Annotated in this window: 21 protein-coding genes and 1 pseudogene; 17 read left to right on the top strand and 5 right to left on the bottom strand. The window is 52.1% G+C overall.

From position 1 onward, the window contains the following. The first annotated feature begins 1 nt into the window (after nt 1). The 9 genes from IAE48_RS07435 to IAE48_RS07395 are packed head-to-tail and all read left to right on the top strand — an operon-like array spanning nt 2 to nt 8993. Nucleotides 2-1228, top strand: a complete 1227-nt coding sequence (locus tag IAE48_RS07435) for a beta-ketoacyl synthase N-terminal-like domain-containing protein (protein ID WP_200133953.1) — start codon at nt 2-4, stop codon at nt 1226-1228. Further along, nucleotides 1225-2217 (top strand): ATP-binding protein, encoded by a 993-nt coding sequence (locus IAE48_RS07430; protein WP_232045009.1) that lies wholly within the window; start codon nt 1225-1227, stop codon nt 2215-2217. The genes IAE48_RS07435 and IAE48_RS07430 overlap by 4 nt, the downstream gene beginning before the upstream one ends. Continuing rightward, complete coding sequence (locus IAE48_RS07425; RefSeq protein ID WP_200133952.1) at nt 2214-2921, top strand: ABC transporter ATP-binding protein; 708 nt, start codon at nt 2214-2216, stop codon at nt 2919-2921. The genes IAE48_RS07430 and IAE48_RS07425 overlap by 4 nt, the downstream gene beginning before the upstream one ends. Before the next feature lie 49 nt (nt 2922-2970). Continuing rightward, nucleotides 2971-3561 carry a hypothetical protein gene (locus IAE48_RS07420; protein ID WP_233631480.1) on the top strand — a complete coding sequence of 197 codons (591 nt, stop codon included), beginning with the start codon at nt 2971-2973 and terminating at the stop codon, nt 3559-3561. A gap of 11 nt (nt 3562-3572) precedes the next feature. After that, nucleotides 3573-4871 (top strand): ABC transporter permease, encoded by a 1299-nt coding sequence (locus IAE48_RS07415; RefSeq protein ID WP_200133950.1) that lies wholly within the window; start codon nt 3573-3575, stop codon nt 4869-4871. Between the two features lie 49 nt (nt 4872-4920). Then, nucleotides 4921-5652 carry an outer membrane lipoprotein-sorting protein gene (locus tag IAE48_RS07410; protein WP_233631487.1) on the top strand — a complete coding sequence of 244 codons (732 nt, stop codon included), beginning with the start codon at nt 4921-4923 and terminating at the stop codon, nt 5650-5652. Then, a complete protein-coding gene (locus IAE48_RS07405; RefSeq protein WP_370568974.1) occupies nt 5649-7037 on the top strand; it encodes a hypothetical protein in 1389 nt (462 codons plus the stop codon). Before IAE48_RS07410 ends, IAE48_RS07405 begins: the two co-directional genes overlap by 4 nt. 11 nt (nt 7038-7048) lie before the next feature. Further along, entirely contained in the window at nt 7049-7981 is a 933-nt protein-coding gene (locus tag IAE48_RS07400) for an ACP S-malonyltransferase (RefSeq protein ID WP_200133948.1), read from the top strand. A 10-nt stretch (nt 7982-7991) separates the two neighbouring features. Further along, entirely contained in the window at nt 7992-8993 is a 1002-nt protein-coding gene (locus tag IAE48_RS07395) for a hypothetical protein (protein ID WP_200133947.1), read from the top strand. 48 nt (nt 8994-9041) lie between these two features. Here the strand turns inward: IAE48_RS07395 and IAE48_RS07390 are convergent, their stop codons facing one another. Continuing rightward, the gene (locus IAE48_RS07390) at nt 9042-9611 is read right to left on the bottom strand and encodes a LuxR C-terminal-related transcriptional regulator (RefSeq protein WP_200133946.1); all 570 of its coding nucleotides are present in this window, start codon (nt 9609-9611) and stop codon (nt 9042-9044) included. 381 nt (nt 9612-9992) lie between these two features. Here IAE48_RS07390 and IAE48_RS07385 point away from each other — a divergent pair, with 381 nt between their 5' ends. After that, nucleotides 9993-11375, top strand: a complete 1383-nt coding sequence (locus IAE48_RS07385) for a diguanylate cyclase (protein ID WP_200134051.1) — start codon at nt 9993-9995, stop codon at nt 11373-11375. Here the strand turns inward: IAE48_RS07385 and IAE48_RS07380 are convergent, their stop codons facing one another. After that, entirely contained in the window at nt 11376-12257 is an 882-nt protein-coding gene (locus tag IAE48_RS07380) for an AraC family transcriptional regulator (protein ID WP_200134050.1), read from the bottom strand. It lies immediately after the preceding gene. A 174-nt stretch (nt 12258-12431) separates the two neighbouring features. On the opposite strand from IAE48_RS07380, the gene IAE48_RS07375 reads away from it, so the two are divergent. Further along, nucleotides 12432-13148, top strand: coding sequence for an SDR family oxidoreductase (locus IAE48_RS07375; RefSeq protein ID WP_042713490.1), 717 nt, complete (start codon nt 12432-12434; stop codon nt 13146-13148). A gap of 145 nt (nt 13149-13293) precedes the next feature. Continuing rightward, entirely contained in the window at nt 13294-14541 is a 1248-nt protein-coding gene (agp, locus tag IAE48_RS07370) for a bifunctional glucose-1-phosphatase/inositol phosphatase (protein WP_200133945.1), read from the top strand. Between the two features lie 40 nt (nt 14542-14581). Here agp and IAE48_RS07365 read toward each other — a convergent pair whose 3' ends face one another. Both IAE48_RS07365 and IAE48_RS24050 read right to left on the bottom strand, forming a co-directional pair. Further along, entirely contained in the window at nt 14582-14809 is a 228-nt protein-coding gene (locus IAE48_RS07365; RefSeq protein ID WP_023481800.1) for a YccJ family protein, read from the bottom strand. A gap of 42 nt (nt 14810-14851) precedes the next feature. Further along, a pseudogene (locus tag IAE48_RS24050) lies at nt 14852-15015 on the bottom strand (NAD(P)H:quinone oxidoreductase); the annotation flags it as partial. A gap of 400 nt (nt 15016-15415) precedes the next feature. On the opposite strand from IAE48_RS24050, the gene IAE48_RS07360 reads away from it, so the two are divergent. After that, nucleotides 15416-15601 carry a general stress protein gene (locus tag IAE48_RS07360; RefSeq protein WP_023481335.1) on the top strand — a complete coding sequence of 62 codons (186 nt, stop codon included), beginning with the start codon at nt 15416-15418 and terminating at the stop codon, nt 15599-15601. A gap of 150 nt (nt 15602-15751) precedes the next feature. Then, complete coding sequence (gene rutR / locus IAE48_RS07355) at nt 15752-16411, top strand: HTH-type transcriptional regulator RutR (RefSeq protein WP_370568973.1); 660 nt, start codon at nt 15752-15754, stop codon at nt 16409-16411. Here the strand turns inward: rutR and IAE48_RS07350 are convergent. Next, the gene (locus tag IAE48_RS07350; RefSeq protein WP_200133943.1) at nt 16408-16803 is read right to left on the bottom strand and encodes a lysozyme inhibitor LprI family protein; all 396 of its coding nucleotides are present in this window, start codon (nt 16801-16803) and stop codon (nt 16408-16410) included. The genes rutR and IAE48_RS07350 overlap by 4 nt on opposite strands. A 406-nt stretch (nt 16804-17209) precedes the next feature. Here IAE48_RS07350 and IAE48_RS07345 point away from each other — a divergent pair, with 406 nt between their 5' ends. The 3 genes from IAE48_RS07345 (at nt 17210) to IAE48_RS07335 (ending at nt 20779) form a co-directional block, all read left to right on the top strand. Continuing rightward, a complete protein-coding gene (locus tag IAE48_RS07345) occupies nt 17210-18193 on the top strand; it encodes an autoinducer 2 ABC transporter substrate-binding protein (protein WP_023481662.1) in 984 nt (327 codons plus the stop codon). A 107-nt stretch (nt 18194-18300) separates the two neighbouring features. Beyond that, nucleotides 18301-19800 carry a sugar ABC transporter ATP-binding protein gene (locus tag IAE48_RS07340; protein ID WP_042713500.1) on the top strand — a complete coding sequence of 500 codons (1500 nt, stop codon included), beginning with the start codon at nt 18301-18303 and terminating at the stop codon, nt 19798-19800. After that, entirely contained in the window at nt 19793-20779 is a 987-nt protein-coding gene (locus IAE48_RS07335; protein ID WP_200133942.1) for an ABC transporter permease, read from the top strand. The genes IAE48_RS07340 and IAE48_RS07335 overlap by 8 nt, the downstream gene beginning before the upstream one ends.

Below are 20779 nucleotides of genomic sequence, written 5' to 3'. Positions count from 1 at the left end.
CGTGGAAAATGCAGCTTTGATTTCCGGCTACAGCCTTGCATTACCTTATGCAAATCATCCTGAGCAGCTGATGAACAATCTGCGGCAGGGTATGTGCGTTAACACCGCGCCCTGGTTTGCCAGCGAAGAGGAAGCTATCAAATGTGGGTTTAAGCGTAATGTCAGCGTGGCCAGGCTTAATGCGACAAAGGAGTCTGATCTTGACCTGATCTACCGCTTAATCGAAGAGGCAATGGCGCAGGCAGGTTTGACCTCTGCCGCGTTGGCAGGGGAGTCTGCGCGGGTCTATCTGACCGGTCTCGGACCGCGCATCGATGCGATGGATTACAAATCCTTTTACGACAAAAACGATATTGAAGACGTTGCGCTCTCTGCCTCGATAAAAAATCTGCATGTCAGAAATATGTCCCAGGATTATCTGGCTTTTAAACTGGCAGAAAAATACCGCCTGCAAATCCTGCCTGCTGCGATGCATTGCACCAGTAATTCCGCGTTGACGGCCATCCATTTGGGTTGTCAGGCAATTGAGCGCGGCGGCCTTGATCTGGTTTGTATTATTAATTGTTCAAAAATTAACACTCAGGATATCTGGTTCCTCGAAAATCAGTCGATGCTGGCAAGCAAGGTCGTACAGCCGTTTGGTAAAAACAGCCAGGCAGTCTTATTTGCAGAAGGTTGTTCGGTGATGTTACTGGAGCGCGATGGATATCGTGGCAGTCAGGAGAGGAACACCACTGTCCGCCTGAAATCAAATTACATCCAGACCAGTGCTGGGCGTAGCCACGATACCGGCTGGCTCAGCTCTAATCTCTTAAAAGTGATGCGCAGCGTACTGAGTGAAGCCGCGGTGACGCCAGAACAGCTCTGCGCCATTATTCCGCACGGCAATGGCTCTTCAACCAGCGACAAATCGGAAGCAAAAGCGATTTCAATGCTGGTGGGCGAGCAGAAGATACCGCTACTGGCCTATAAAGGCATGATGGGTTATACCGCGACCGGCTCCGGCCTTATCGATCTCATTATTGGTGCAGAGGCGTTGCGAAAGGGAGAGTTAATTCCGGCAGTGGCGAACGATGAAATAAGTGATGAAATATCTCATCAGCTATTGGTTAATCAGCCGATCATGCCCCATCAAAAGCTACACCTGTTAAAAACCGGTCTCGGCGTGGATGGCTCAATTATCGGCGTCGTCATCTCTCTCTTCGCGAAAGAGGAGACCAGTCGATGAACGATGCAATGTATCTTAATGCCTTTGCGATGACTGAGCCGGAAGATGATTTTTATATTTACTCCCCTGGATGGCTAAATGTCTGGGAATCGCATCTCTATAACCAGGCGCTGAAAGCAACGGCTAAACGTGGCTGGGGCTTTAAGCGCTTCGGAACCAGCAAAGCGGTCTATGCGGGAGAGATGGTGCGTAAACCGGACTATATCCACTATATCGAGGCGCTTGAGCAGGCAGCGGAAAGGGCATTACAGAGCCTGGGCGCAAAAGAACGGATGCTGTTATTAAAATCGCGCACCGCATTTATCTACGTTGATGCGTGGGGCGAGAGTGCCATTTTTGAAAATATCAGCAGCGCATTGCACACCTCAACTATCGATACTTTGCCGAAAAATCTCCTGAAGAAATTCGCCATCAAAGATGTCAGCTGCAAAATGCGCGGCGAGAAATTATCACTTATCGCCGCGATGCGCAGCGCGCAGGATTATCTTTGCTGGAATACATTTGATTTTGTGGTGGTGTGCGCCGCCTGGCGCGCGATACCGCTGCTGCTCTTCTCCGAAGCGGCATTAGCGGGCGAGGCCGGGAACAGAAGGGCGCAGCAAGTAAGCGGTATTCACTTAAGCGTTGAACGTGCCGGCTGCTTTATTTTTAGCCGCCGCGCAGGTGGCATCAGTGTTCGCTGCGGAAATTACCATAGCTGGCAGGATGGCGCGCAAACTCAGCGTGAACGCTATAAGAATGCGAGCGATATCGTCCTGTTTGCGCATACCGGACCGACCACACACCCCATTGAGCCTGAACAGGCGGTGAACATGCTCGATCTCAGCGCCATTTTTGGTTCCAGCGGCTGTTTAACCCCCGCCCTGAGCTGGGAGTACCTGCAACAGCACGTTCCTCGCGGGACAAAAATACGCACTATCGTAAAAGACAGTTTCGGCGGTAGCACCTGGTTCGACAGCTGGATCGACATGGAAAAGGAAGGCGCATGAAAAACAGCGTAAACGCTCTACCAGCCATTGTTCTCAGCGATATCTCAAAACAGTTCGGCACAGGTGAAAGCCAGGTTAGCGCATTAAAAGGGGTGAACCTTGAGATTGCGAAAGGGGAGTTTATCGCGCTGTGCGGACCCTCCGGCAGCGGCAAAAGTACGCTGCTTAATATCCTTTCCGGAATTGATCGGCCGAGCACCGGACAGGTTATTTTTTTAAATCATCTGCTCAACGCTCTTCCCGAAAAGGAGATGGCCGCGATTCGTGGTCAACATCTCGGCTTTATCTTCCAGTTCTTCAATCTGATCCCGGTGCTGAACGTGCTGGATAATATTTTTTATCCGCTGGTTCTCAACGGCTATTGCGATAAAAAAGAGGCGAAAGCGCGTGCATTACATGCGCTCGATAGCGTCGGCCTCGCGCAGCTTGCCCGGCGAAAACCGGGCCAATTATCCGGTGGTCAGCAGCAACGTGTGGCGATTGCCCGCGCGCTTGCGCATCAGCCTGGCGTTGTTGTCGCCGATGAACCGACGGGCAATCTGGATTTAGCCACCGGCCAGGCGATCATGGATTTGCTGTTAAAAATTAATCAGCAAACACAAACCACCTTTATCGTTTCCACGCATTCCACCCAGCTCAAGGATCGGGCAAAGCGGGTTATTGAAATCACGGATGGAGAATTAACTTATGATTCGGCCCGGTAAACGGTATCCACTTCGGAGTGTAATCACTGGTTTATCGCTGGTGGTCAATATGGCCTTTGCCGCGCCAGCGTCTGAAGTTGAGAAAATAATAGCGCAGGGTTTTCCAGCACAACAAAACGCGCTGATCGAAACCACCTCCGCATTATGGAATGAGTATCGCCGTGAACACCATGTCGCCTCGCTGATCTTTTACGCCTACGGTCTGTTACAACAGGCCAAACATTATGCGGCGATAAATGACTTTATCCACGCCGCAGAGTATGCAAAAACTGGTTTTTTCTATCTCGATGAGGCGGTTGAGTCAAACGACGATAATCTGCGATTACACTATTTACGTGCGCGTATTGATGCTTACTTACCTGCAAAAAGCGGTCGGTGCATCATCGCTCTGCATGATACCGAACGGCTGATAAACGCAACGGACTTATTCTATGAGAATATGCTCATCCCCATTCGTTATATGCGCTACCGCGCACTCATTGATTGCGGGCTGTCGCACGACGCCGGGCAACTGTTAAACGAATTAAGGCAAGCGGGAACGCGCGCGGAGAAATATACCCTTCTGCCGCCTGGCACCGCACCAGAGTGGGATCTGCAAGAGATGACGCAGATAGTTATGCCACTATTAAAAGAGAAGTAAGGGAATGCACCATGTTATTCGTTAATCTGGCGATGAGCGCTATCCTGCTTTTTATTCTTTTCTGTTTATTATTTCGATTCAGAGATGCGCAGTTTGCTTTATTGAATATTTTTCGCCATCGGCGGCGCACTTTATCCACACTGGCCGCAATAATGCTTGGCGGTGTCGCCATTTTTCTGTATGGCGGTTTTATTCAATACTCCTTCTGGATTTTGAAAGAGCAAACCATTCGTACCAATATTGGACATGTGCAAATTTATAATCCGGCCTATTTTGAGGGGGCAAAGAAAAATCAGAGCTTAATTGAAGATTATGCGGCGTTGAAGCAGACCATTCTTGCACAGCCGGATTTATCGGCTGATATTTCAACGATTTCAGGTCAGCTTGAGTTTACTGGCGTGGCCTCACACTATGAAAACGAAACCACCACTTATTTTTCCGGCCTCGGCGTCGAACCCTTAGCCGCATTAAAACTTGGCTCATTCGATAAGCTGATTGTTGGAAGCGACTTATCACGCGTAAAAACGGAGGAAGTGACCACAGGAAGCGGGCTGGCCAAATCACTTAACGCTAAGTATGGAAACTGGCTAGATATTATGGTGGTCAATGCCCAGGGGGGCCAGGGCGCTATCTCGTTAAAGGTACGCGGAATTTTTACCTCCGGCATTAAAGACTACGATGATACGGCAATGAAGATGCCGTTAACGACTGCGCAGCGTCTGATGGGAACTGAGGGTGTCAGCAAAGTGTTGATTCTGCTTAATACGGAAAACGTCTCAGGCTTTGCGGCTAAACTTCGACACTTTATTGCCCAACATCACTTACCGTTAATCGTAAAAGAGTGGAATAGTGTCTCGCCGTTTTACCAGCAGGTTGAAGATCTTCTCTCCGGGATTTACTTCTTTATAAAACTTCTTGTCGCGGTGATCGTTATTTTTATGATCGGCAACTCGCTCACCATGAATATCATTGAGCGTACCCGCGAAATTACCACCCTGCGCGCTATCGGACTTCGGCCATGGCATGTCACACGGCTATTTATTCTGGAAGGGATCTTTATTGGCATTATCGGTGCGGCAGGCAGTCTGGCAATAGGTTTCGCTCTTGCCTGGCTTATTAATTTTAAAGGCATTGTGATGCCGCCCTCGCCGGGACAGTCACAGGGTTACACCGCATTTATTAAAACCACGGATATAGATACGGTCTGGTTTACCTTTTTCTTACCGATTATTACCGCGGCTTTCGCTTCGCTGCGTCCTTCATTACGCGCAGCAAAACTGAATCTGGCCGATGCTTTTAAATTTTCATAAAACAGGACAGCTTATGAATATTTTCTCTCTATGTTTTATCGCGCTGGCGATGATCCCTGCGGTCTGTAATGCGACGCCAGCGCAGGATATTATCCGCCGCGCAGATGAAATACGCTCTCCGAATCAACCGTTTCGCTATACCGTCACGGTGCGTGAATATAAAGAAAAAACTGGTGAGGCGGTCAATACACAGATTTTCGATGTTTCGATGCGCTTTATGAAGCCCGAAAATGGCCAGCCTGCGGATGCAAGATCCCTTGTGCGCTTTATCTATCCTGCCAGAGATAAAGGCAAAATTATGCTCTCGGATTGGTATGACTTATGGTTCTACTCGCCGGAGTTACGTCGTCCAATGCCTGTTTCGCCTGAGCAGCGCTTAGTCGGACAGATCGCGAATAGCGATGTCATTGTTACCAATTTCGATTACGCCTATAACGCTCAACTCACTGGCGAAGTAGCCTGTGGAGAGAGCCTCTGTTATCGACTCTCCCTTGAACGGAAAACCCCTGCGGCAACCTATCCCAAAATTGTCTATCTGGTCGAGAAAGGGAGTTTTCGCCCTTATAGCGCCTCCTTTTATTCACAGGATGAGAAATTACTTAAGGAGGTGAGTTATCTGGATTACCAGCGCGTGCTCGGAGAAGCACGGCCAATGAAAATCGTGGTGCATGATGCACGCCACCAGAAGGGATTTACCGTTATGGAATACAGCGACGTCAGACTCGAATCTTTGCCCGAATTTTACTTTACCAGGGAAGCTATTCAGCGGGGTGTGAAGTGAAATCGCTCATTAATACTCTGCTTATTCCTCTCTCATTGCTTGCCTCTTTCTCGCAGGCGTCCTGCCTCTCCGGTGATGAGGTGGCCGCAAATAGCGAAACCGCGCTGATGCTGCAAACCTCCTATATGACGCGAACAGCTTCGCCGTGGAGAACCGCCGGAGAAAGTGCTTATACCCCGACAAATGCTTTTCAGGATGCCGGGATAAAATTCAGCAGCAAATGTGCGGTCATTGAAAATCGTCTGGATATCGATTTTTCCCTCTACGGTCTCGCTTATTACGCATGGCATCTGCCCGGCTCGTTTGAAGAGGATCAGCAGCGCTCGCGCGTGCTGCTAAACAGGTTACAACTTAGCTACACCCTTTCAGACCAGCTTCGCCTGGAGGCCGGGAAGTTAACGGCAACGCCGGGGCTCTTTTTTCTTAAATCGCCCGCTGCGCTGATGAGCAACTATTATGCGGGCTTTAAAAGCACGCGCATTTACGATCCCGCCATGCGGTCAAGCTATAGCGAATCATCATGGGGGGCGCGATTAGTCGATAACCATCGCGACTACAGTCTCGCCTTTACGGTTGCGCCGCAGCTGGCAACCATTAACCAGCGGTATGAAACATCCAGCCACTGGTCAGCAAACCGGCGCGGCAATGCGCAGGCGCGGTATCTCTTAAGTTATACCGACTACCGTCTGGTAAACCATACGCCTGCTCTGAGCCTGCTGCTGGGTGATAAACGATCTCTTGCGCTCTCGGACAGCTTCAGCTACACGCCAGCGCTCACTTTTAACGGCGAAGTGGCGTTGCACAACGCTCAGCAATGGCGCCTTTTTTCGCCTGAACGTGGCGCAGAGGTCGTGGATTATCAGTTTCCCTCTTCGCTTTATCGCGCAGACCGCAAACCGGGAGTAGAAGTGGCGTTAGGTGCGCAGTACACCACCCGCGACTTCGCTGTGCTGGGGCTTGAATACTACTTCCAGAGTGAAGGCTATTCAGACAGTGAATGGCAACAGCAGGCGCAACTTTCACGTTACCTGAACAGAGCATCGCAGTCGGCGTTATTAGATCAGATCTTTGACGCTTACAAATATCTGATGGGCGCCGAAATCGGTAATGTCGCCAACAAAGGGCAACTGCAGGGAAAACACTATTTGAGCGCCTATGGCAGTTTTCGCAGTGAGAAGGGGGCAACGCTTCAGCCCTATATCACGATGAATATGCGTGATAACAGCGCTCTGTTAGGCCTACACCTTTCGACGCCCTTAGCCTCCTTTGACGACAGCCTGAATGTCTATGCCGGCGGCTGGGCCGGGCTCGGCAAACAGGATACGGAATTCGCTTTTTTTGGCAAAACCGTCGGCTTTTATCTGGGGCTTAACTATCTCTTATAAGGACATGACAGATGAGTGAACAAAAAACAGAAAAAGCGGTTGTATTACTGTTCGCCGGACAGGGGAACCCGACCATCGGCATGGGGGCCGACTTATGGGATCTCACTGTGGCAACCAAACACATTTGGGATTGTGCCAGCGATGTTTCGGGGATTGATATTCGGCGCCTCTGCCTGAAAGGCCCGATGAACCGGTTGATTCAGACGACAGTGCAGCAACTGGCGGTGACGGCCATTAATGTCACGCTTTATACCCTCTGCCAGCAAAAAATGGATCCCTGTGCGATTGTCGGTTCCTGCGGGCACAGCGTCGGCGAATATAGCGCCCTGTATGCCGCAGGTGCGCTCTCTCTGGAGACGCTGTTTGAGGCGATCCACTTTCGCGCGAAGGTTATGCATGAGATCAGCCGTCTGCACAAAGGCGAGATGGCGGCGGTGAAAGGTATCGATGCTCTGCGCCTGCGCGAACTGATCGACCATGCCGGGTTACTTGTCGATATTAGCTGTGATAACAGCCCTAAGCAGCAGGTCATTGGCGGGGCGAGCGCGCCGCTACGTGATTTTTCTCGTCTGTTGCTGGAGAAGGGATTAGAACCGGTCAAACTCGGCGTTAGCGGCGCGTGGCATACACGTTTGATGACCGAGGGCGTTGCCTTGATGCGGGACTATCTTGCCGGAGTGGACGTTACGCCACCGCGCCATGCGGTGGTCATGAATGTTTCCGGCAAGGCGGAGTATCACCCTGAGCAGATCAAAGAAAATCTCGCGCGCCATTTGACTCACACCGTTAAATGGCGTGACTCAATCGATGGGTGGCTTATTCATCAGCCGGACGTGCAGTTTGTCGAGATCAGCAATAAAGCCTACCTTGCACCGATGCTCACTGACTTTATCGGGTTTACGCCCGCGATGTCCCGGCACTGCAAAACGCTTTTATCAGCGTGAGGGCACCATCGTGATACCTGATTACCTGACTTTTATCCGCCACCAGGACAGAAAAATCCTGCTGCTGCTCTGCGTCATTATCTATTTGCTGCTGGGGCTATATTGGAAAAACGCGGCGTTTAACCTGACATCACAGGACGCAATGATCACCAGCGCGATCCTCGCGCTGGTGATGTTTCATTTTATCTGGGAGCTAAAAGCCTACTGGGCGTATAAATGTGTGATTAAAAATATCGATCTCTCATTCTTTATTGGCAAAAAAGCGGGTCGGCTGGAAAGGGCGCTGTCGCGACCGGCAATCGCCAGCCTGCTGAGCGGAACGCTCTTTTGGCTTACCACCCAGGCGGCGCTGTTATTTTTTACACCACAGCGGGTGCTGCCATTTCTGACTGCGCTGTCGCCGCTCTTTCTCTTAGGTATGTTTCGTTGTATCAGAAGCAGTTACATCAAGCTGATCGGCCAGGAGGCGAATGAAACAGTGCGGTTTAAGCATCTTCACCGTTATGTTGCCCGCTACCTGTTGATCAGCCTCGGCGTAAGCCTGTTAACCATTGTGCCGCTTAAAAACCAGCCTGAGTTCTCCCTCGAACAGGGGTTGTTCTTTCCGCCGCTGATGGTCGCGATGCTGCTGCTCTGCGCAATTGTGCTGGCGATGAATCTGCTTTTTGTCCGGCTATCGAGGCGCTATATCTTTCTTGGGCGCCTCTTTATGCGTGAAATTGATTTCTACTTCGCCAGCTCGCTGCCCCGGTTCATTAATACCGGTACGCCTTTCTGGCTGCAGCTTTTGAGTTTACTGGTAATTGAAGCGCTCTGGATCGCCGTGATCAGCTTATTATTTGATTTTTCGGGCGTGGCAATTTTCTTCGAAGCCTATTTTCTGCTGTGTCTGCTGCCGTGCCTCGCGTTTAGCTTCCTGCATATTTACAGGCTGTGGCATAACGATTTTTTGATGGCGTGTGATATGTGTTTTCGCTGGGATGAGATAAACAAACAGTCGCAGCTCTGGTAGTAGATGTCCGTCTGGAGTGGTTATACGCTGCAGACGGACATTCCCCGTTTAAGGAGAGAGAGTAGGGGATGACAGGTGGGTATGCTCCAGCAAATTATCTTTGATTAGCAGGAGATCGCTGATCTTTTTCCCGCCCATCTTTTTGCATGCTTTATTTCGGTAGGCATAAACCCGCTTCGGTGAAATAGAGAGGAGCTTGGCAATAAGATGGATATTTTTCCCCTTCAGCGATTCATTTAACACAATCCTTTCAATATCGCTGAGGACGTTTTCTTTATGGGTGGCCTCTTTCCTGAGTCTGGCGAGTTTTTTAATCGCGTGGCTAATCTCATTTAGCGAGTCCTGGGCTTTAAGCACAATATCTGCTTCGTCGATCAAAATATTTCGCGTTGTGCCGGAAATAACGAGAAGCTTGCATACTTTATTGAGCGGGGAGATGGCTTTAGCGTAAGCCATATTCTTTTTATCGAGATGGAGAATAACAACGTCGTCCAGAGTTAGTTCGGTGAGTAATTGCGGGTTGAACTGTTGCGCTTCAATTGTCCAGCCTCTTGCATTAGCCAATGAAATCATTCCGTTCTGAAAATATACATCATCGCTTATTGTATAGATCTTCATATGATTAATTACCATATAGAATAATGCCTGGGAGAGTGTTTCGGATTGTAAATTGCTCTTGCGCGAAGCCGTAATTAAATAGTCTTAAATAAGATCTTAACGCTCAGGCCACATTATTATTGCTGGTTGTGATAGCAGTTGTACGGGCTATACTCTATTTCGGTACGTTTCTACTATTGCCTTCTCACATGGTTAAAATGAATTCTAACGTGCTGTTTTACCATGTGATTTATAAATCGTGAGCGAGGATCGCCCGGACGCTAACCGAAGGAATATTTGGGCGGTGCCTCGATTATTTTGGCCCTGTCGATCTGCGTCGATAGACGTTTGTTTGCAACATCCTGAACGTAAGATGTGTTAACTACCGTAAGGGTCTGAATGATGGAAACTTATCTTAAATCGATGAAGGGTGAATGGCTTACCCTATTAGAAAAGACCGATCACAACATTCGCCGTCTCACCGCTGCGGTGGCTCATACCCACGCTCACGACCTTAGTGAAACCTTCTACCGCATCGTATTAACCGATCCCCATGCCCGTGAATTTCTCTCTAATGCTCAGGTTGAAATACATCTTAAATCGGCGCTGGAGCGCTGGATAAAGGAAGTTTTAGCCTGCACGCCGGATGATATCGAGCGCCTGATTCAGCAGCAGCACACGGTTGCCGAAGTGCATGCGCGCATCGGTATCTCCGTCGAACTGGTCGAGATGGGCTTTCGCGTACTGAAGAAGCTCTTCTATCCGGTGATTATTGAAAGTGAGTTTAGCGCAGAAGAGAAATTGCAGGTTTATCACCATGCGATCAACAGCATCGACCTTGCAATGGAAGTGATGTCGCGTGCCTTCTCGTTCAGCGAGCACAACTCAGCCAAAGAGGATGAAAATTATCGTATCTTCTCGCTAATGGAGAATGCAGAAGAGGAGAAAGAGCGGCAAACCGCGGCGCTTCTCAGCTGGGAAATCGACCTGATATATAAAATCATTATGGATGCCGATTTAGGCAATACGCTGGCCGTCAGCCAGTCCGATTTTGGTTTGTGGTTTAACCACAAAGGACGCCACTATTTTAGTGGGATCGCGGAGGTAGGTCATATATCCCGTCTGCTGCAAGAGCTTGATGAAATATTTCGTTCTACCCGCGCAACACCCCGCGCATTAAGCAATCGCGCGCTGCGCGTTGGCTTTCTTATTTCCGTAAGAAAAAATGTGGTGCAGATAATCACATTGCTGCGGGAACTATTTGAAGAGGTTTCCCGCCACGAAGTGGGCATGGATGTTTTAACGAAGTTACTCAACCGTCGCTTTATGCCAACCATTTTCAAACGTGAAATATCCCATGCGCAAAGGGCCTCAACGCCGCTGTCAGTGTTAATTATTGATGTCGACAAATTTAAGCAAATAAACGATAGCTGGGGACATCCCATGGGGGATGAGATCCTGCGTAAAGTCTCAAATGCTTTTTATGACAACGTGCGCAGCAGTGATTATGTCTTTCGCTACGGCGGCGATGAATTTGTCATCCTGTTAACTGAAGCGACGGAGTTTGACACGCATCGAATTGGCGAACGTATCCGCTCTCGCGTCGAAAAGACCATCATTAAAACGCCTGAAGGTGAGCGGGTACCGATTTCTCTCTCTATCGGTGCCGCCATGTTTGATGGTCACCCCGACTACGAGCGCTTTATTCAGCGCGCTGATGAAGCGCTCTATATTGCGAAAGCGCGCGGCCGCAACTGTGTCCATATCTGGCAAGCCGCAGAGTAATCACACCGGAGGAAAGAGCGCGAAGGAGGCTCGCATCTCATTTGCCTCTTCCCGCGGGCTGCGGCCAAACAGGCGGCGAAACTCGCGGTTAAACTGTGATGGGCTCTCATAGCCAACGTGAAAAGCGGCACCCGCAGCGGTTGCGTTATCGCGAATCATCAATAAGCGTGCCTGGTTAAGCCGCACAGACTTGATGTACTGCAGCGGTGAGGTGCTGGTGACGGATTTAAAGTGTTTATGAAACGCAGGCACGCTAAGACCGGCATCCTTCGCCAGTGTCGGAATATGTAGCGGCTCGGTAAAGTGTGTATGGATACGCTGCAACACTTTAGCAATCGCTGCAAATTGCCCCTGATTAACCAGCGCCGCACGCAGCGCATCGCCACGTTCGCCCATTAGCACCCGGTAATATAACTCCCGCACTAACTGCGGCCCCAGAACCTGCGCCTCCTGCTTTGACGAGAGCGCTTTCAGTAATCGCAATGCCGTATCGGCAAGATCGGCTTCGAGCGGCGTGGACATAATGCCTTCCGGCGCCGCCTCTGCGCGACCGGGCGGCAGATCCAGCGATAGCATCAGTTCAGAGAGCACCGTCATATCGAGATCCACCGTCAGCGCCAGTAGCGGCTTCTCAGGGCTGGCGTCCGTTTCCGTCGAGAAGGGGAGCGGCACCGATAACACCAGATAGTGCTGTTTATCGTAGTAATAAACGCGATTCGCCAGATAACCCCGTTTCTGCCCCTGGCAGACGATAACAATAGAGGGTTTGTAAACCACCGGCGTGCGCGCCAGCGGGCGGTCTGAGCGCATAAAGCAGACGCTCTCCAGCGCCGAGCGTGTAGAGCCTTCGTGCGGTGCAAGCGCCCGCAGTAACGCGACCATCTCCTCCATTATTACTCCTCGTATCTATTGATATTTGAGCAACCATTCTGCCGATTCACGCGCAACAAGTGAACAATGCGAAGAGAAACAGGCAATCATGGGATAAGAATGCGCCTGTTTTGTGAGTCGCGCGCTGGTTAACCTGCTTGCGTCACTTAATACGGGAGAAGAGAGATGAGTAATCGCAAAATTATTCTGCTCACTGGCGCAAGCAGTGGGATCGGTGAAGCCACCGCACGTCGCCTGGTGCAGGCGGGTCATCATCTGGTCATTGGCGCGCGCCGCATTGAGCGTTTGCAGGCCCTGCGTGATGAACTGGGTAACATAGACTGTTTAGCCATTGACGTAACTCAGGCGGAGGATCTGGCGAAGATGGCGCAATTCGCGCTGCAGCAGCATGGCCGCATCGATGTTCTGATCAATAACGCTGGTGTCATGCCGCTCTCACCGCTGGCGGCGTTGAAAATGGAGGAGTGGCGTCAGACTATCGACGTCAACGTTCACGGCGTGCTGAACGGCATTGCGGCAGTGCTGCCGACCATGCAGCAGCAGCGGGCAGGGCAGATCATCAACGTTGCCTCTATTGGCGCGCATGCGGTCTTTCCGCTCTCCGCCGTGTATTGCGCCAGCAAGTTTGCCGTTCGCGCGATCTCCGACGGGCTGCGCCAGGAGAGCGACTATATTCGCGTCACGGTAGTCAGCCCGGGTGTGGTCGCCTCTGAACTGGCCGATCACATTACCGATGCCAGTGCGAAAGCATCGATGGAGGGTTTTCGCCGTATCGCATTACCCGCAGAGGCGATTGCCGATGCCATCGCGTGGTCCATTGAGCAGCCGGACAGCGTCGATGTCAGCGAGATCATTGTGCGTCATACGCAAAGCCCTTACTGAGTTTCGCATCATTGCAAGGAGTCGCTCGCGGCTCCTTTTTTTGTGATCCAGGGCGGCTGACGTGATTAAAGCGGGATTATCTGCGTCCACTCGCTGTGCGGTTGTGTCACACTTGCCTCATCGGGTTGAGATACAAGGACAAAGGATGAAAGGTTTATTCTGGTCAGCCGCCATCGCCGCGGCCCTGGCATTACCCAGCGCGATGGCGCAACAAACGACACCTCAGGGCTACAGCCTGCAACAGGTGGTGATTGTCAGCCGCCACGGTATTCGCGCGCCGCTGGCAAACAACGGCAGTGCGCTGGTGCAGGCCACCGCCAAACCGTGGCCAACCTGGAAAGTGGCGGGCGGGGAGCTGACGGATCGTGGTGCGCTGGTGGAGATCTTTTTTGCTCACCAGATGCGTAAGTGGATGACCCACGAAAAAGTGCTCTCTACCGAACAGTGCCCGACAAAGAAACAGTTTTTCGTCTGGGCAAACAGCCTGCCGCGCACCCATGACACCGCGCAATTCTTCGTCAGTAACACCTTTATTGCCTGCGATGTGCCGATCTTCCATCAGCGCAAAATGGGCGAAATGGATCCGCTGTTTAATCCGGTTATCACCGAGAACAACGAGGCGTTTCGCCAGCAAGCCATTGCGGCGATGGAGGCCAGCCGCCAGCGTGTCGATCTGACTGAGAGCTATAAACTGCTGGAGCAGATTGTCGATTATTCAGCCTCGCCGGCTTGCAAAGCGCAAAGCGGCAAGCCCTGTACCCTGAGTGATGAAAAGGACACGTTCCGTGCCGATTACCGGCTGGAGCCCTCCGTCAGCGGGCCATTAAAAACGGCAAATGCGCTGGTGGATGCATTTACCCTGCAATATTACGAAGGCTTCCCGCAGGATGAAGTTGCCTTTGGTGGGATAAAAAGCGACAAGCAGTGGCAACTGCTGGAGAAGCTGAAAAACAGCTATCAGTCCATTCTTTTTACCACGCCAGAGGTGGCGCGCAATGTGGCCAAACCGTTGCTTGATTACCTCGACCAACAACTGGTGGAGAAGCCCGCCGCTGCGCCGAAAGTAACGCTGCTGGTTGGTCATGACTCCAATATCGCCTCGCTGCTGGCGGCGCTGGATGCTAAACCGTGGCAGTTGCCCGGTCAGTTCGAGCAGACGCCCATCAGCGGCAAAGTGGTCTTCCAGCGCTGGCATGATGGTAAGAGCAACCGCGATCTGATGAAGATTGAGTATCTCTACTTCACCGCCGAGCAGATGCGTAATGTGGCAAAAATGGGGTTTGATTCGCCGGTGCAACGTTACACGCTGGAGCTAACGGGCTGCCCGACTGACAGTAACGGATTCTGTCCGATGGAAAAATTCAGTGAAGTGATGCGTAAAGTCGCGAAGTAAAAAGCAGATACGCTCCCCCAACAATGGGGGAGCCGAAGCGCTACACGTTCTGGCGCTCTATGGTCTGTTCACCCCAGAAGAGGGAGTCTTTATCAGTCTTTTCAAAGGCGCGCATCAACACTTCATCGCTGCCTTCTTCCCAAATCTTCTCGGCGAGAACCTCGTCGTAATCAGCCAGTTCGAAGATCGCCTCGGCGATTTCTGGCGATGTATTACGCAGACTGGCCCATTCACCTACGCGATGAGCTTTTGCTTCCTGAGTTGGCATAAGCGCCTCCTGTTAAAGTTAGCCGTTCAGTTTGACTGCCAGGCCGGCAATCGTTGTCGCGCCATAAGGCCTGCCGCCGCGAATACGCGAAATATCAGAGCGCTGTTTCGCGACGTAGCCGATGGGAACAATCATCATCCCATGATGAGCAAGCGTAGTTCAGACTGAGGAAATTGTATGTTCCTGACTGCGCCAGTGCCGGTATTGGCTGTTGCTCCTGCTACGTTGATTGCGCAGCGATACGCTGCGTCCCCTATTAAGGGTATGACGTGATGGCGAGAGTGCAAATCGACACGCGCCATGGCTGATAATTAAGACTATTTCCCCGCGTAAATGCACAGTTACGTTTTGACACATTTTTCGCGTCATTAATTTCCCCATACATAAGAATTATTTATTGGTTTCGCTTAAGTCATTTCTGCCACTCGGCCCCGAAGCTGTTGCAAAATGTTAATGGAGAAGCGCTGATGAGCCGCATTCCACTAAGCTTATTCTCACGCGGCGCAGTTAAAGGGTTAGCTTTAACGTCGTGAGGTGAAAGAGTCCTCTTTTACTGAATGCAGAAAGATGTCTGATATTTCACTAACACCGACTGGAGGTGAAGAGATGGCAAATCATCGTGGTGGTTCAGGTAACTTCGCTGAAGACCGTGAAAGAGCATCAGCAGCAGGTCGCAAAGGCGGCCAGCAGAGCGGGGGGAACTTTAAAAACGATCCTCAGCGCGCCTCAGAAGCAGGTAAAAAAGGGGGCAAAAACAGTCACGGTAGCCGGAGCAACAACGGCAACAGCTAGCGAGACCTGTCGGTAAATTTTACAGGTTACCGAAATGCCCGCCGCCGGGGAGACCCGGCGGTTTTTTTTGGCCTGCGATCGTCCATACCATCTTCAATCTTCTACCGGATAAAGCTGCGCAGAGGGTCGAGCCAGACGACGACCTTTGCTATGCTGCAGCCTGGTCAGGGTCATGGAGTGGGTATGGCAAAGGAAATAGGTAAACGTACGCGGGCTGTCAGCGAGAAAAGGCAGGCTATTCTCAGCGCCGCGCTGGAGGTTTTCTCCCGTCTCGGCATTCACGGTGCGCGCGTGGAGCAGGTAGCCGAGCAGGCTGGGGTCTCGAAAACCAATCTCCTCTACTATTTCCCGTCAAAAGAGGCGCTATATATCGCCGTGCTGCGTCAACTGCTCGATGTCTGGCTGGCCCCGCTCCGTGCGTTTCGTTCCGACTTACAGCCGCTTGCGGCGATCAAAGAGTACATTCGCCTGAAGCTGGAGGTCTCGCGCGATCATCCGCAGGCATCCCGTCTTTTCTGCCATGAAATGTTGCAGGGCGCGCCGCTGCTGAAAGCGGAGCTGACCGGCGGTTTGAAAACGCTGGTGGAGGAGAAGTCAGCGATTATTGCCGGCTGGATCGCCAGCGGTAAGCTCGCCGCCGTCGATCCGCACCATCTGATCTTTATGATCTGGGCCGCCACGCAGCACTACGCTGATTTCGCTACCCAGGTGGAAGCGGTCACTGGCGCGACCCTGCAGGATGACGCCTTCTTTCAGCGCACCGTCGACAATGTTCAGCGCATGATTATTGAAGGCATCCGCGTCCGTTAATTGGCGGGCGGGAGCGGGCAGCTCATATCGCCCTCTTCACACTGCAACAGCGAGGCGAGCCACGCTTCGCGTTCACTGGTTTTATCCGCCAGGCACTGGTTCAATACCATCGGTTGGCCGCTGCTGCCTTCGGTGCCGGAGCCCACAAACGCGCAGTCATTGTCACGTACGGCTATCCAGCTTTTCTCCGCTTTTTTCAACATCTCAGCCTGCTGGGGCGAAGAACGCTTTAGCGCCTCCTGATAAGTCTGGTTGAGCTTCTTATCTGCGGCTTCATATTGCGCAGCGGTACACATATTGAGCGCCGTCTGAGTGGAGGCGTCATCGCACTCATCAGCGTAGAGCGGCTGGCTGAGCAGCAACGCGGTCAGCATCAACAAAGATCGTTTCATTCTATTCCCTCCCTGATCACATTCATTCAGCGAATTTATTAACATAGCCCTTAAAAAATGTCACTTCGCCATTACCCATCCTGATGAACGGATTGCTCTATTCGTTTCAGCTCACAAAACTGATATTTTTCTGCTGGCGAAACGGGGCAGAAGCAGGCGCAAAAAAACCTCTTAAAGAGGCTTTAGTTAACTACGTGTTAATTTTAAGTTAAAATTATATCGTTATTTAACAACTAACACGCGTAATCGTGAGTAGATATTTCTTCTTTTAACTTTAATTTAACTAATTATTTTCTTTAAATTAACATTTTTGGGCATGCATCACATTTATCGCATTTTCGCTGTTTTACCTCTTCCCTTCATTGTTAATCTCTCTCCGCGACTTTCCCTTAAGAAAGGTACAACCATGAAATTCAAACTCGCCCTGATTAGCGCAGCGATGATTTCTGCCAGCATGCTCTCGGGGCAGGCTTTTGCCGCTCAGAAGTATGAGATTGCCGTTGTAGCCAAAGTAACCGGGATCCCGTGGTTTAACCGCATGGAGACCGGCGTCAACGAAGCGGCAAAAAAACTGGATGTTAATGCTTACCAGACCGGGCCTTCCACACCCGATCCGGCGCAGCAGGTGAAAGTGATCGAAGATCTGATCGCGAAAAACGTTAACGCCATTATCGTGGTGCCAAACGACGCGAAGGTGCTGGAGCCGGTGCTGAAAAAAGCGCGCGACAAAGGCATTGTAGTACTGACTCATGAATCCCCGGACCAGCAGATCGGGCAGTGGGATATTGAAACCATCGACAGCGAAAAATATGCGCAGGCTAACGTCGATGAGCTGGCAAAAGATATGGGCGGTAAGGGCGGTTACGCCATTTACGTCGGCTCGCTGACCGTGCCGCTGCACAACGCCTGGGCTGATTACGCCATCAAATACCAGAAAGAGAAGTACCCGGATATGTTTGAAGTCACCTCGCGTTTGCCGGTGGCAGAGAGCATTGATAAATCCTATGCCACCACCCTTGACCTGATGAAAACCTACCCGGATCTGAAAGGGGTAATTGGTTTCGGATCGCTTGGGCCGATTGGCGCAGGGCAGGCCGTTCAGAAGAAACGCGCGAAGGATAAACTGGCGGTTGTTGGCATCGCGATGCCAGCGCAGGCTGCACCTTATCTGATGCGCGGCGACATCAAAAAAGCACTGCTGTGGGACCCGCGTGATGCCGGTTACGCACTGGTGACCGTCGCCGACCAGCTGCTGCAAGGAAAAGAAGTGACGTCCGATCTCTCCATCGAGGGGCTGGGCAAAGCCGATGTTGATATGAATAAGAAAGTGATCCGCTTTAATAAGATCCTCGAAGTGACAAAAGAAAACGCTAAAACACTCGGTTTCTGAGCCTCACAGGCCACACCAGGGAACCGGAACGCCGGCCTTTCAGGCCGGCTCTTCCGCCGCAGATTTCATCCTCGCGTCCTTCACGGGCGCTGGCAGAGGTATTGTCGATGACCGACCCCACCGCATTTATCACTCTTGAGAATATCAGCAAGCAATTCCCGGGCGTGCTGGCGCTGGATAAGGTGAATTTAACCCTCAAAAAAGGCGAAGTTCACTGCCTGGCAGGGCAAAACGGCTGCGGGAAAAGCACCATTATCAAAGTGATTTCCGGCGTCTATCACCCGGAAAAAGGCGGCAGCATTGAGCTGGATGGCAAGCTCTTTCATCAGCTGTCGCCGCAACTCTCCGCCCATTACGGCATTCAGGTGATCTACCAGGATCTCTCGTTATTCCCCAATTTCAGCGTGGCGGAAAATATCGCCCTGCATCGCTATCTGCCCGGTGGCGACATCTGGGTGCGCCGCGGCGCGATGCGCAAGCAGGCACTGGCCGCGATGGCGCGCATCGGCGTGCGCCTCGATCCGGATAAAAAGGTCGAAAAACTCTCCATCGCCGACCGCCAGTTGGTGGCGATCTGCCGCGCGATTGCCGCCGAAGCCCGGCTGGTGATCATGGATGAGCCGACCGCATCTTTAACCCGTCAGGAAGTGAATGGGCTGCTGCGCGTGGTCAATGAACTGAAAGCCGCCGGTATCTGCGTCGTGTTTGTCAGCCACCGCCTCGATGAGGTGATGGAAGTGGCGGATCGCATCAGCGTGATGCGCGACGGCAAGCTGGTCGGCACCTGGCCCGCCAGCGAGCTCGATAGCCACGAACTGGCCTATCTGATGACCGGGCAGCGTTTCCACTACAGCCCGCTGCCGGAAAAACCTCCGGTCGACCAGCCACCGATGCTGGAGCTGCGTCACTTAAGCCGTAAAGGAAAATACCGCGATATCAATCTGTCATTGCGCAGCGGCGAGATCGTCTCGATTGTCGGGCTGCTGGGCTCCGGGCGCACCGAGCTCTGCATGAGCCTGTTTGGCATGACCCGGCCTGAAGATGGTGAGATCCGCATCAATGATAAGCCGGTAAAAATGCGCAATAACCACGACGCCATTCGCCACGGCATCGGCTATGTCTCGGAAGATCGCTTAACCCAGGGGCTGATTATGGAGCAGTCGATCTATGACAACACCATTGTCACCGTCTTCGACAAGCTCCACACCCGCAGCGGCTTGCTCGATCACGCCAAAGCCGGGCAGCTGGTAAAGGATCTTATCGGTAACCTGAATATCAAAGTCTCCGACCCGCAGCTGCCGGTGAAAACCCTCTCCGGCGGCAATGCCCAGCGTATTGCTATCGCGAAATGGGTCGCCACGCAGCCGCGGATCCTGATCCTCGACTCGCCAACGGTTGGTGTTGATATTGCCAACAAAGAGGGCATCTATCAGATCGCCCGCCAGCTGGCAGAGCAGGGAATGGCAGTATTGATGATTTGTGACGAAATCCCGGAAGCCTATTACAACAGCCACCGCGTGCTGGTGATGCGCCGGGGTGAACTGGTCGCGGAGTTCAATCCGCACCGCTGTAGCGAAGAGGAGATCGCGGAGGTGGTCAATGCGTAACTCGCTCGCCCGCTTGATTGGGCAACATGAGTTCTGGCTTGGCGTACTGGTGGTTGCGCTGGCGGTCGGTCTGACGATCCGTACCGATGAGTTTTTCACCCTCGGCAATTTAACGGATGTCGCGACCAGTTATGCGATCCTTGGCATTCTGGCCTGCGGGCTGTTTGTGGTGCTGATCTCTGGCGGTATCGACATCTCCTTCCCGGCGATGACGGCGATTGCGCAATATGCGATGGCCAGTTGGGTGATTGCCCACGGCGGCAACTTTGTGCTCGCACTGGCGTTAGCGATGGCGGTCGGTTTGCTGCTCGGCTTGATCAACGGCTTCCTCGTCTACTGGCTGCGCGTACCGGCCATCATTATCACCATTGCCACCCTGAACCTCTTTTACGGCCTGCTGGTCTACGCCACCAAAGGCACCTGGCTGTATGGCTTCCCGGACTGGTTTATGAACGGCATTAGCTGGTTCACCTTTACCGGCGCGGATGGCTATGACTACGGCCTGACCCTGCCGCTTATCTGCCTTGGCGCGACGATTATTTTTACCGCCGTGCTGATGAACTACACCCGTCTGGGACGGCAGATCTACGCCATGGGCGGCAACCGCGATGCGGCGTCGCGTCTTGGGCTGAACCTGTTGAAGCTGCACTTCTATGTCTACGGCTATATGGGCATTCTGGCGGGCGTTGCGGCGGTGGTGCAGGCGCAGATCACCCAGTCGGTGGCACCCAACTCGCTGTTTGGTTATGAGTTGACGGTGCTGGCGGCAGTAGTGCTGGGCGGAACCAGCATGTCCGGCGGGCGCGGCACCTCAATTGGTACGCTGCTGGGGGTGATTCTGCTCGCCTTCCTGCAGAACGGCTTAACGCTGCTTGGCGTCTCCTCTTACTGGCACACGGTCTTTAGCGGCGCGATCATTCTGGTCAGTATCAGCGCCACCGCGTGGCATGAAAAACGCAAACTCGCAAGGGAGCTATAA

Source organism: Kosakonia sp. S57, assembly GCF_016516575.1.
GTDB classification, from domain to species: domain Bacteria; phylum Pseudomonadota; class Gammaproteobacteria; order Enterobacterales; family Enterobacteriaceae; genus Kosakonia; species Kosakonia cowanii.
The sequence above is the reverse complement of the archived record's forward strand: the minus strand, read 5'-3'. Positions and strand labels throughout refer to the sequence as shown.